A 12,110-nucleotide genomic window follows, 5' to 3' on the forward strand; every position below is an offset into this window, starting at 1 on the left:
TCGGATGCACGCCTGTTTCATCAATAAAGTTCAAGCTCGCGCTTGAGCTCTTCGACATATTCCCTTGATCCCGTCATGAAGATGCGGTCATCCACATGCAGCGGCGTATCGCCATGCGGCACGAGGGATTCCTGGCCGCGCAATATCCTGAGGAAGATGATGTCCCCGGTGAACGGGAAGTTCCGGAGCAGCATCTCATCATAACGGTAGTTGTTCATCTGGATTTCATAGATTGCTGTATCCTCATCCGAGAGGAGCTGCATCATGTTCGGTGATTCGATCAGGCCGCGCAGCAGCGTCTTCGAACTGAGCATCGTCGAGAACAGCTCGTAGCCGCGTTCCTTGACGGCACTCTCCTGCGTCGGATCGTCGACGCGGTAGATGATGCGCTCGACGCCCTTCTTGTCGGCCATTTCGGCAACCCGCCAGTTGATTTCGGAATCATTGGCGCCGAGCACGACGACATCCGCATCGAAGGCTTCGATCTCATCGAGCGCCTCCTCCGAGTATTCCGGAATTTCATGGAAACTCAGATTATCGGTACTCCGCTCCCTCGAATCCGAATAGTTCTTGTGGAAGACGAGCTTCACATTATACAGCCCGCCGGCGATGCTGTGGGCTACCGGTACGGTCAGCTGGTTGTTGCCGAAGACCGTCACATTGATTACGCGGTCTTCATTTTCACCCTCGGGATAGAGCTGCCTGAATATTGCCGGTGTGATGATGCAGGCGATGACGGCACTCAGTATGAACATGCCGCTTTCTGCGTTCGTGATCATGCCGATCTGCTCGGCGATGACAGCAGCTGCGATGATGAGCGACAATGTCGACGTCAGCAGGAAACCTGCTGCTGTAACACGCTTCGCATCAAAGTATCGGAGCAGCACCAGTACCGGCACCAGCTTGCTGAGCAGGAAGGCGAGCAGCAGCACAGGTATCAGTATGAACACCCGGCTGTCCGAGAACAGCGACGGCAGGTCGAGGTCCACGCCCACCATGATGAAGAAGATGGGAATGAAGAATCCGTAGCCGAATGAATCGAGCTTGTGGACGATGTCCTGATCGGGCTTGAGCAGGCTGACGATGCAGCCGGCGATGAAGGCGCCGAGGATGTTCTCAGCCCCCACCCCTTCGGCAAGCGCCACCAGCATGATGATCAGGGCGAACACGCCCCGGATGCCGATCTGCATCGTACCATTGTTCAACTGCTTGATGAAGTGCGACTGGTTCATGACCCGACCCAGTAGATAGAACAGGATTGCAAAGCCGACGAGGATCGTCATCAGCCAGATCGGCTGGCTGGCGTCCGCGTACAGCTGGGAATAGAATGCCAGCATGATCATCGTGGAGAGATCCGCAATGACAGCGACGAGCAGGATGATCTGCCCCATCTGCGTCGTGATGAGGTTCGCCTCCTTCAGTGTCGGTACGACGACACCGAGTGAAATTGTGGAGATGATGATGACGAGCAGGAAGATGTCATCAAATATACCGAATCCCCGCATCATGAACGCAAACAGCAGGCTGAGCGTCAGGATGCCGAGGAATATGCCGGTGGTCAGTAGAAGCGTGTTCGGCAGCGGACGTTTCAGCACCTTCGATTTCTTCTGCCCGGTGGATTTCTGGGTGAAGGCGTCGAAGTCGATCTCAAGTCCACTGAGGAACATCAGAAATATAAAACCCAGTGTGGAGAGGATGTTCAGCCACGGATCGCCTGCATCGACGATATTGAGGAATGATCTTCCGATGATGACCCCGACGATGATCTCCGCAACCACGACCGGGAGGAAACTTACTTTAAGGCGGCTGATCAGTATTGGCGTAAGCAATGCCGCAAGCACAACGATCGCCAATGATACTACAGATGGTCCATGTTCCATAAGTTACTCCTTATAACAGATACGACATGAAGGCGTTCGCAAGCGAGAAATAGACGAGCAGGCTGATGATGTCGTTTGCCGTCGTTATGAATGGCCCGCTGGCGACTGCCGGGTCGATGTTCAGCCGGCTCATCAGCAGCGGTATGAGTGTACCGAGCAGTGTGGCCAGCGTCATCGCAATCAGCAGACTGACTCCGACGATGATACCAAGAATCGAGGAGTCATACAAGAGTGTAATGATGCCGAAGATGATCAGGCCGCATACAAGTCCTGTGATGAGGCCCGATCCCATCTCGCGCAGGGCCAGTTTTATTTTGCTCGTGTCCTTTATTTCCCCGGTCGCGATACCGCGGACGGCCACAGCCAGCGACTGTGTGCCGCTGTTGCCGGCCATGCCCCCGATGATCGGAATGAAGGCACCGAGGACGGCCACCTGGGCCAGTGTATCCTCGAATGTCGTCAGCATCGCTGCAGTGATCATGCCCATGAACGTCAGGCCGATGAGCCACGGCAGCCGCTTCTTCGCTGTGGAGAATGAAGAGTCGGAAGCCGGTTCGATTTCACTCATACCGGCAAGCCGGGAGTAGTCCTCGTGGGCCTCTTCAGCCATGACGTCCATGATGTCGTCCGCCGTGATGATGCCGACCAGGTGATCCTGGTAGTCGACGACCGGCATCGCAAGGAAGTCGTAGTCCCGCATGATCTGGGCCACTTCCTCCTGGTCATCCGAGACGCGTGCCGAGACGACACGCTCGACCATGATGTCACCGATATAGGCGTCGTCATCCGCAATGATCAGTTCACGGAGGGACAGGATCCCTGCAAGCTTCCGGTCCGGATCCACGACGAACACATAATAGATCGTCTCCGAATCAAGCGCCATCTGCTTGAGGTGCCGCATTGCCTCACGCACGGTCATGAGGGAGGTCACACTGACGAACTCGGTCGTCATGATACCGCCGGCCGTGTCCTCCTCATAGTTCATGAGCTTGCGTATCTCCTGCGCATCCGCACGGTCCATCAGCGTCAGGAATGAAGTGAGCTTCTCCTTCGTCACTTCGTTCAATATGTCGACGGCGTTGTCGTACTGCATCGCCCCGAGCATGCTTGCTGCATACCGGGCATCCATCTCTTCGAACAGTGCGTCGTACTCTTCCGGTTCGAGCTCCAGGCTGTCGAAGAACTCCGCCACCTCTTCCGGACTGAGGAAATGATACATCTTCTGCCGGTCTTCTTCCTCGAGTTCGAGATAGAACTCACTCTGCTCGTAGGTATGCAGGTCGAAGAAGGCCTCACGGAACGCATCCATCTCCCCCTCCCTCAGGCGGGCGAGCAATGCTTCATATTCAAGTTCCATTTCTGTCTTTTCTATCACATCAGCCATGATGCCACCCCCACGGGATTATTTTTTCCAAAGGATGCCTAAACTAAAAAAGCACCATGACAGTGCTTTCACCCCTAGGAGATAAAGGAATCGTGCACCCGTTTCCAGAATGGGAACGGTCTGAAGCGGGCGAACCTCATCTTCTCATCCGCCACCCTGAACTGGATCGATTTGACGCCCTTGTGCACGAGATTGATATGGTCGATCGTCATCTGGTAGACTTCGCTGTTTACCGGCAGCACCTGGCATGTGTGGTGCTTCGGCAGGACGAGCGGTGAACCGACGGTACGGAAGACCCTGTTGTTGATCGAGGCGATTTCCGTAATCTGTATCGCTTCGATGGACGGATGGATCAGCGCACCGCCGAGGGCCTTGTTGTAGGCGGTCGAGCCGGATGGCGTCGAAATGCACAGGCCATCCCCCCTGAACCGTTCGAAATGCTGGTTCCGGATATCGACATCCATGACGAGCGTCGTCCCGTTGTCGGTCCTGAGCGTCGCTTCATTCAGCGCAAGATACCGCGTTTCCGTACCTTCCGACTCGTAGCGGATGATCGTCTCGAGCAGTGGATACTCGATCACCTGGAATTCGTCGTTCTGTATGGCGATGATGAGCCGCTCCACTTCCTGCGGCAGCCAGTCTGCATAGAAGCCGAGGTGCCCTGTATGTACACCGACGAATGCCGTGTGGTCAAGGAGGTGCTGATAGCGGTGGAAGGCCTGGAGCAGCGTGCCGTCCCCTCCGACCGAAATAACGATGTCAGGCGCCTTCTCATCGGGGGTCATCCCCATGTCCACCATGTAGTTCATCATTTTATCCTTCAATGCATTCGATTTGGTGTCTCCTTTGGAAACGATGAAAAACCTCATATAGCCACACCTTCCTGAGCCTTTGTCTGTAGTCGATCAGCGTATGTTCCGCTTCTTCGTATAATATTTCTGGGCATCCTGGATCTCTTCACGGATCTCGGACATCTCCTGATCGAGAAGATATGCCGCCTCAGCCGCGTTCTGGAGCCGCTTCTTTATTTCCGGAGGATATTCCCCGCTGTATTTGTAGTTCAGCGTATGTTCTATAGTCGCCCAGAAGTTCATAGCCAGCGTGCGGATCTGGATTTCTGCGAGGATGGTCACCGCGCCGCCGATGCGCTCCACCGGGTATTCGACGATAAGGTGGTAGGAACGGTAGCCGCTCTCCTTCGTGTTGGCGACGTAGTCGCGCTCTTCGACCACCTTCATGTCCGAGCGGTTGCGGATCTGGGTACAGATCAGCTCGATGTCATCAACGAACTGGCACATGATCCTCACACCTGCAATATCATACATGCCCTCCTGCAGACGGTCATAGGGGATATTGCGTGCACTCGCTTTCTCTATGATGCTCTGCACCGGCTTGACCCTTGCCGTCACGAATTCCACCGGCGAGGACTGGCGAGTGAGCTGATAATCCTGCCGCATCCCCTTCAGTTTGATCTTGAGCTCCTCGACAGCCTGCTTGTAAGGTGCAAGAAACTTCTCCCATTGTTCCATCACTTACACTCCAGTCCCTAAATCCGTTCTATTGTATGAACTCTTCCTTGACTGCACTCTCAAATGCTTCCCCGTAATTGTCGTTGTCTTCGATGTTATCGACCAGGTAATCCAGCTCATCCCAGAAATCCGTCAGGATGACATCCGTATTGAGGATGACTTCAGCACCATGATGGGCCTTCAGCATGGACCAGGTTTCCTTTACAAAGTGAACCCGTCTGAACGCTTCCCCGTCGTCCAGCATGTATATGAACGCCATGTTATCGGAATCGACGATCATGCGTGCCGCTGCCTCGAGCCCCTGTGTGTCTTCCTCTGCGTAGCATTTCAATGCCGCGTCTTCAAATTTAATTTCCGTTACATATATATCCATTATATTCACTCCTTGCGCAATTTATTTTACCATAGTATCTTGCATTTGATAACGTTGGAATCTGTTTACTTTACACTGCATTTCAAATTTAAGATAATATACATTAAGGAGTGGATCTGATGAAAGAACTCGAAATAGAATTTAAGAACCTCTTGACCGGAGAGGAATATGGACGCCTGCACGAAGCGCTGTTCAAGAACACACAGCCGGTTGTACAGACGAATTTCTATATAGATACCCCTGATTTCAGCCTGAAACACAACCGTCTGCTGCTGAGGATCAGGGATATGGGCGGACAACAGGTCATGACGCTGAAGGAACCGACCGTAAAAGGCGTGATGGAGTACCACGGTGAAGTGGAGAGCGACCTGAATTTCGACCACAACATCCGTAAGGACGAGATACCTGAACTCATCTGTGGCGAGCTCGAGCGCTTCGGCATAGATACGGCACAGCTCAAGATATACGGCGCCCTTTCCACCGAAAGGCGTGAAACGGCCTATAAGGATGGCCTGCTCGTGCTCGACAAGAACAGCTATCTCGACACGGAAGACTTTGAACTCGAATTCGAAGTGGACAATTACGACAAGGGTGAAACGCACTTCCTGAACCTGCTTGAGGAATATGGAATCGAACGCCGCCGGGAAGTGACGAAGGTCGCACGTTTCTACAACAAACTGAACGACATCAGATCGGGTGACAACTATGCCAATTCCATTTAAGGAGATCGGCCAGGACAAGCTGTACCGCATGATCGACATCTTCTACAGCTATGTTGCAGAAGATGCGCGCATCAACCACCTTTTTCCGGACGACCTGACTGAGACGGCCTATAAACAGAAGCTGTTCCAGACACAGTTCCTTGGTGGGCCGAACCTCTATAATGATGAATACGGCCATCCGATGCTGAAAGCACGCCATGCCCCGTTCCGCATCACGCCGGAAGCGGCTGAAGCGTGGCTTGAGAACATGGACCGGGCGATGAACGACGTAGGTCTTGAAGAGGAATTGAAAGCATACATTATGGCACGTTACACATTGACAGCGAACCATATGGTGAATTCAATAGATTAAGCAGGGTGAGGACATGAATAGAACTGGAACACAGTCACTTGTATTGGAACCGACATCCCATTATATTGAGATATTTTATTTTTTCGACCCGTTCTCCAACGACTGCCGCGCACTGGAACCGATCATCAACAAGCTCCAGCTCGAATATCGCGGACACGTATCGATCAAGAAGATATTGGCGCCATCATTGCAGGTGCTGACAAAGTGCCAGGCCCAGTCCACCTCGGATATCGACAACATCGCACTCGCCTACAAGGCGGCTGAAATACAGGGGCGCAACAAGGCACGTGCATTCATACGCTATGTTCTCAACCGCATTGCACCGACAAGAAATATATGCACAATCGAGCACATGGAGGAAAGCGCCAGGCTCGCCGGCCTCGATGTGAATGCCTTCACAGCCGATGCACACTCTGAGGATGTGCGCAGTCTGCTGAAACGCGACCTCATGGTCTACCGTGAGATGGACGTCGAAGAGCTGCCCGCCATGGTCTTCTTCTCGGGAGATGTGGAGGCTGAAGGTGTGAAGGTGGAGGGCGTCTACCCCTACCACATCTACACCTACATCATCAACGAACTCATCGACAAGGAGATAGAGAAGCATCCGCTGCCGAGCATCCATGATTACATCGAGTCGTATGAAGTGTTCAGCTTCCACGAGCTGAAGACAGTCTTCGAATGGCGTACCGGCCTCCTGCTCAATGAGCTCAAGAAGCTGCGTCTGCAGCGGCTGGTGGAAGAAGTTGAAACGGAAGATGGCATGTACTACCAGATACGGGGTGGCCCCTCTTCCTTTGGAAGATAGTATTTTTATTAGTTTTTTATAGATTGAATTTTGGAAGGACACCAGAGATGGTGTCCCTTTTTTGGTTGGGTGTGCAGCAATCCGATCTTCCAATTCACAGTCGCAGGCGTTTCGACTGCGAGTTAGACCCACACGCCCAGCCCACAATCCATGCTTATATGATATGATATAGCAAAAAGAAAAGTGAGGTATCAAAGATGCATCGAACCGATCTGGAACGGCTGCTTTCTCAGATTGAGATTTTCCGTTCATTGACGGATGAGGAACTCGGGCTCATCGTGGATATTTCAAACCAGAGGAAATTCTACCGCAACACCCATATATTCATGCAGGACGAACCGATGAATCATGTCTATTTCGTCGCATCGGGCAAAGTGAAGATCTACCGCAACGACCCTTCGGGCAGGGAGCAGATCGTGAACTTCTTCCAGGCCGGCGAGATGTTCCCGCACCACGGACTGTTCCGTAAGGATTCATACCCTGCGAACGCAATCACTGTAGAGACGTCGGAGCTGATCACCATCGAAAAGTATGATTTCGAACAGCTGCTGATGGACCACCCGGAAGTGTCGATCAAGATGTTCCGGACACTCGGGCAGCTGATCGTCGATCTGCAGAAGCGTCTCGAGGACAAGATCTTCCGTTCGACGGACAAGCAGATCCTGCTGCTGCTCGAACGCCTGCTGACGAACCACGGTGAAGTGATCGATGAGACATACAGCCGGATATCCACACGCCTGACGAAGCAGGACATCGCGAACATCATCGGTACGACCCGGGAGACCGTGAGCCGCAACATTACACACTTCAAGAAAATGGAGATCATCACCGAGGGTGCAGACGGCCACCTCATCGTCCATCTTCCGAATCTGAACGCACATTTGAAAGCCTCCACCTGAATCAGGTGGAGGCTTCATCGTAGTATTGGGACTGGTCTGTAAACAGCGTCAGCACAAGGTAGAGTATCAGGCACAGGCTGAAGAATGCGAATCCCCAGCCGACCGTCTTCTGGTCGACGAGCAGATAATTGTTGCACAGTGTGCTCTCGAAGAAGATGTAGAGATAGGCCATGATGCTGAAGAGGATGGCCAGCACGAGCAGCAGGATGCTTTCCGTCGCCTTTCCGATCTTCGACCAGCTGTCCCGGAGCGGAACGCCTGCCAGGAACGGAAGCGAGATGAACTTGAATGCTTCGACTGCCATGATCTCGAGCGATTCATCCATCGCCTTCGGCACCATCCAGTACATGACGATGATGAGGAAGAGGATGATTCCCGGCAGGCCGCTTCCATTCCACTTGCCGAAGAATTGCCGGAAACGCTTCATGAAGAATGGCGCCATCAGAAGGCCGGAAACGAAGAGCAGCGGCATCTGCATGTGCATATGGAATGCCATGATCGATTCGAGCAGGTGCCTCACAGGCGGCAGTGCAAGGAAGAGGAAGAGTACAAGTCCATACCAGAACTGCTTCATGATGCCGCCTCCCCTACATATTTGTCGAGTGTCTGCACTGCCCCGTCGATATCCCGGTAGTCGAGCACTTCTACGAGTCCGCCGTCCGGTCCGAGCAGGTAGAATGAAGTGTTGTGTTGATAATCCGCATCTCCTTCAGGGATGACTGTGACGCCGTACGTATCGAGTACCGTGTCGAGGTCCGAAGCTTCAGGCACCCGGAGCATCCGCCACGTGTCGCCGTCGGCATCAAAGTATTCAGCATACCTATCGAGCACCTCCACCGTATCGCGTTCGGTATCGAATGACGTGCTCAGGAAGACCAGATCATCACTGTAGGCTTCCGCATCGAACGTATCGTACACTTCCTTCATGTTCGCCTCCATCATCGGACAGGCCGTCTCACATGATGTATAGATGAATGTCATCAGGATGTATTTCCCCTCGAATTCATCGAATGGATACGCCCGCCCCTTGTTGTCGACGACGTCCACATCCGGGAAATCGGGCTTTTCATTTTTCAGGGATTCGACGCGTTCCGCTTCTATCGTATAGATCCGGAAGCCGTCTGTGGAAATATAGAACAGGAGGCCTCCCAGCAGCAGGATGATTATGATGGATATGATGTCCTTTTTCATGCGGGCGGCCTCCTTTCATTTGAATTACCATGTTCTGTGCGGCGGTGACCCCGGTGGTGCATTTTCAATCAGGTCGACAAGCGGGACGACGTAGCCCATCGAGATGATGAGGATGGCGACGATAACCCACAGCCCCCAGTTCTCGGTCCATTTTGGTGTTGGATGTGCATTGTCCTCAACACGTGAATCCATGAATGGTGTGTCCCCTTTTGGTGCAAAGAACATCAGATGGAATACGATGTAGACGATGAGGATGACACCGAAGAACAGCAGCGTGCCGCCTGTTGCCAGGAAGGATAGGTATGGTTCCCAGCCGAGTGCCGTGGCGCTGTCCCCATATGTCGTATAGGAAGTCCGTCTCGGTGCGCCGAACAGGCCGACTGCATGCATGGAAAGTGCCATCAGTGCCATGCCGACCGTCCAGGTTGCTGTCTGGAACATGCCGAGATGGTGGATGAATGGCGTCATCACACGGCCTGAGAGGTGCGGGATGAGCCAATAGACAAGTCCGAAGAATGTCATCACGACGGTCACGCCGACTGTGATGTGGAAGTGTCCGACCACCCACAGCGAGTTGTGTACGACCTGGTTCAGCTGGTTGTTTGTTTGGGCGATGCCGCCGGCGCCCCCGATGATGAATGAAATCATCGCAATCATGATCGTGAGGAAGCGTACATCTCCCCAAGGGAGGACCCACAGCCAGCCGAGGAGTCCGCGTCCGCCGCGTTTGCGTCCCGTGCGTTCAAGCACCGCGAACATTGCGAATGCCGTCATCAGTGAAGGGAATGCGATGGACAGGCTCATGAATACGTGCATGAACTTGAGTCCTTCTGAGAAGGCCGGGTCGACGATCTGGTGGTGGAAGCCGCCGGGTACATTCAGGATGACGATGAGTATGACGACGAGCCTTGCGAGCGTGTCGCTGAAGATGCGTCCGCCGATGATCTTCGGCAGGATCGTATACCATACGGAGATCGCAACCAGGTACCAGACGTTGACCAACGTATGGCCGAAGCTCCAGAACAGTGTCCGGCTGAGCATGACGTTGATGGTCTCCGTCCAGCCGAATGCCCAAGGGATGAGCATGAGTACTTCGACGGTGACACCGAGGCTGCCGAAAATCACGAGCGTGTAGATGCCGACTGCGAAGAATGCCAGTATCGGGAGATGCTGCCCTTTATTCCTCCGCTTCCATTGGAAGGCGCTGATGAAGACGCCGAGGCCGGCCAGCCAGATGCACAGGACGACGAACACGAGGCCGATATAGAACCACGGTGACGCCTGCATCGGCGGATAGAAGGTGTACATGACGGTCGCTTCACCGGCAAGCACCATCCACACGACGAGTAGAGAGCCGATCAGGAAGCTCGCAAGACTGGACCAGGCGAGTATCTTCACAGTTTTGGACAGTTCACCGAGCGTATGCCTTATGGCTGCATACAGGTAGCCATTCGTGAACAGCGTCGTGAATGCCAGGATCAGCAGGATGCCGTGGAGTGTAAGCACTTCGTAGTAGTTGAAGCTCGCCGGGAGCTCGAATACGCCGCCCCGGTTCAGCCCTTGGAGCAGTCCGAGTGTACCTCCGATCAGGAGCATGATGAATGCGAGGAAGAAGTGTACAAGCGGAAGGGTGTTGTTCTTCATATGTGTCTGTATTGTATTTGCCATAGTCTATTCCTCCACCGTTATGGTCGCAGACATCGTCTGGTGTCCGGTTCCACAGTATTCGTTGCAGATCAGCAGAAACTCATCCGAGTCGTGGAAAGTCTGGGTGATGCGCTGGACCTGTCCCGGGACGACCATCGTGTTGAGGTTCGTATGCGGGGCATTGACGCCGTGGATGACATCCTTCGAAGTCATGATGAAGGTCACTTCCGCACCTTTCGGGACGGTGATTTCACTCGGTTCGAAGCTGAACGCCTGAAGCGTCATCACGACTTCATATTCATTCTCCCCTGTCTGGTAGACTCCGGGATTGTCGAACGGCGCGGTGTTCTCCACCTGGGCCGGGTCGATCGTCTCCTTGTGGCTTGGAGGCGCCATTCCCTGCGCGAATGCCTGGTACCCTGTAATTGCCATCGAAATGACCAGCACAGCCACTCCGAATATGAGCCATATCTCTTCAAATCTATGCATTTTCATTTTCTTTCTCTCCCATCTAGAATCTCATCATATAGAACATCAACAGCAACAGTATGAATAAAATGATCGTGCCGCCTACGAAGACGACTGTAGAAAACAGCGTTCCCTTCAGAGATTCCAATTCCTCCTGTGAAGGCTGGTGTACTGTATTGTATGGCGGTTTCGTATATTTCCTTTTCATCCCGCTCTCCCCTTTCTCCTTGATTGATGTGTTTGAAATTTATCTTGATTTAATTATATATTTTAAATACATCTTTTAACGTGATGCATATCACGATGCCTCAAGTCGAATTTGTGACAATGGGAGATTTTGATGGGAGAATTTTGTAAGTTGAGGGTTACTTTGCCGGTGTTGGCGTGGTGAGGGTGAATTGGAGAGTTAACTCACCGTCGCGGGCAGAACGATGGCAAGTTAGGGAGTTAACTCACCGTCGCGGAAGATACGATGGCGAGTTGGGAGCTCAATTCACCGTCGTAGGAGAAACGATGGCGAGTTGGGAGCTTAACTCACCATCGCAGGCGAAACGATGGCAAGTTGGACGCCTAACTCACCGTCGCGGCCGAAACGATGGCGAGTTGGGAGCTTAACTCACCGTCGTAGGAGAAACGATGGCGAGTTGGGAGCTTAACTCACCATCGCAGGCGAAACGATGGCAAGTTGGAGACTTAACTCACCGTCGCAAACAGAACGATGGCAAGTTGGAGGATTAAACAAAAAAACGCGGCGATCCAATTCGGATCACCGCGCTGCAATAATTATATCCATGTTAAACCAATTCAAATAAAAAAAGCAGCACACCTTCTATAGTGTGCTGCTCAAACAAAGGGGATGG

The 12,110-nt window shown here is 52.9% G+C and carries 14 protein-coding genes; 4 read left to right on the plus strand and 10 right to left on the minus strand.

Features of this window, described 5'->3' with window-relative positions; all coding sequences use genetic code 11:
- Positions 1 to 20 precede the first annotated feature (20 nt).
- The 5 genes from EDC33_RS05575 to EDC33_RS05595 form a co-directional block, all read right to left on the minus strand.
- On the minus strand, positions 21 to 1,880 hold the full coding sequence (locus EDC33_RS05575) for a cation:proton antiporter family protein (protein ID WP_124010476.1): 1,860 nt from the start codon (positions 1,878 to 1,880) through the stop codon (positions 21 to 23).
- A gap of 10 nt (positions 1,881 to 1,890) precedes the next feature.
- The gene (gene mgtE, locus EDC33_RS05580; RefSeq protein WP_040104967.1) at positions 1,891 to 3,264 is read right to left on the minus strand and encodes a magnesium transporter; all 1,374 of its coding nucleotides are present in this window, start codon (positions 3,262 to 3,264) and stop codon (positions 1,891 to 1,893) included.
- A 74-nt stretch (positions 3,265 to 3,338) separates the two neighbouring features.
- Positions 3,339 to 4,133, minus strand: a complete 795-nt coding sequence (locus tag EDC33_RS05585) for an NAD kinase (protein WP_094906522.1) — start codon at positions 4,131 to 4,133, stop codon at positions 3,339 to 3,341.
- Positions 4,134 to 4,169: 36 nt separating this feature from the next.
- Positions 4,170 to 4,793 (minus strand): GTP diphosphokinase, encoded by a 624-nt coding sequence (gene yjbM, locus EDC33_RS05590; RefSeq protein ID WP_040104969.1) that lies wholly within the window; start codon positions 4,791 to 4,793, stop codon positions 4,170 to 4,172.
- 28 nt (positions 4,794 to 4,821) lie between these two features.
- Positions 4,822 to 5,166 (minus strand): UPF0738 family protein, encoded by a 345-nt coding sequence (locus EDC33_RS05595; protein WP_094906524.1) that lies wholly within the window; start codon positions 5,164 to 5,166, stop codon positions 4,822 to 4,824.
- A 119-nt stretch (positions 5,167 to 5,285) separates the two neighbouring features.
- Here EDC33_RS05595 and EDC33_RS05600 point away from each other — a divergent pair, with 119 nt between their 5' ends.
- The 4 genes from EDC33_RS05600 to EDC33_RS05615 all read left to right on the plus strand — a co-directional run bounded on the left by EDC33_RS05600 (position 5,286) and on the right by EDC33_RS05615 (position 7,944).
- Positions 5,286 to 5,888, plus strand: a complete 603-nt coding sequence (locus tag EDC33_RS05600) for a CYTH domain-containing protein (RefSeq protein ID WP_124010477.1) — start codon at positions 5,286 to 5,288, stop codon at positions 5,886 to 5,888.
- A complete protein-coding gene (locus EDC33_RS05605) occupies positions 5,872 to 6,240 on the plus strand; it encodes a globin domain-containing protein (protein WP_124010478.1) in 369 nt (122 codons plus the stop codon). Before EDC33_RS05600 ends, EDC33_RS05605 begins: the two co-directional genes overlap by 17 nt.
- Positions 6,241 to 6,253: 13 nt before the next feature.
- A complete protein-coding gene (locus EDC33_RS05610; protein ID WP_124010479.1) occupies positions 6,254 to 7,045 on the plus strand; it encodes a DsbA family protein in 792 nt (263 codons plus the stop codon).
- A 197-nt stretch (positions 7,046 to 7,242) separates the two neighbouring features.
- Positions 7,243 to 7,944, plus strand: a complete 702-nt coding sequence (locus EDC33_RS05615; protein WP_124010480.1) for a Crp/Fnr family transcriptional regulator — start codon at positions 7,243 to 7,245, stop codon at positions 7,942 to 7,944.
- Between the two features lies 1 nt (position 7,945).
- Here the strand turns inward: EDC33_RS05615 and EDC33_RS05620 are convergent, their stop codons facing one another.
- From EDC33_RS05620 to EDC33_RS12635, 5 genes are read right to left on the minus strand one after another with little or no spacing between them, the layout of a single operon-like run.
- Positions 7,946 to 8,518, minus strand: a complete 573-nt coding sequence (locus EDC33_RS05620) for a hypothetical protein (RefSeq protein ID WP_188358159.1) — start codon at positions 8,516 to 8,518, stop codon at positions 7,946 to 7,948.
- Complete coding sequence (locus tag EDC33_RS05625) at positions 8,515 to 9,135, minus strand: SCO family protein (RefSeq protein ID WP_124010482.1); 621 nt, start codon at positions 9,133 to 9,135, stop codon at positions 8,515 to 8,517. Before EDC33_RS05625 ends, EDC33_RS05620 begins: the two co-directional genes overlap by 4 nt.
- 24 nt (positions 9,136 to 9,159) lie before the next feature.
- On the minus strand, positions 9,160 to 10,803 hold the full coding sequence (locus tag EDC33_RS05630) for a cbb3-type cytochrome c oxidase subunit I (protein ID WP_124010483.1): 1,644 nt from the start codon (positions 10,801 to 10,803) through the stop codon (positions 9,160 to 9,162).
- A 3-nt stretch (positions 10,804 to 10,806) separates the two neighbouring features.
- On the minus strand, positions 10,807 to 11,277 hold the full coding sequence (locus EDC33_RS05635) for a cytochrome c oxidase subunit II (protein WP_124010484.1): 471 nt from the start codon (positions 11,275 to 11,277) through the stop codon (positions 10,807 to 10,809).
- 16 nt (positions 11,278 to 11,293) lie between these two features.
- Positions 11,294 to 11,458 (minus strand): hypothetical protein, encoded by a 165-nt coding sequence (locus EDC33_RS12635; RefSeq protein WP_156964943.1) that lies wholly within the window; start codon positions 11,456 to 11,458, stop codon positions 11,294 to 11,296.
- Positions 11,459 to 12,110: the final 652 nt, after the last annotated feature.

The organism is Salinicoccus roseus (genome assembly GCF_003814515.1).
GTDB lineage: Bacteria > Bacillota > Bacilli > Staphylococcales > Salinicoccaceae > Salinicoccus > Salinicoccus roseus.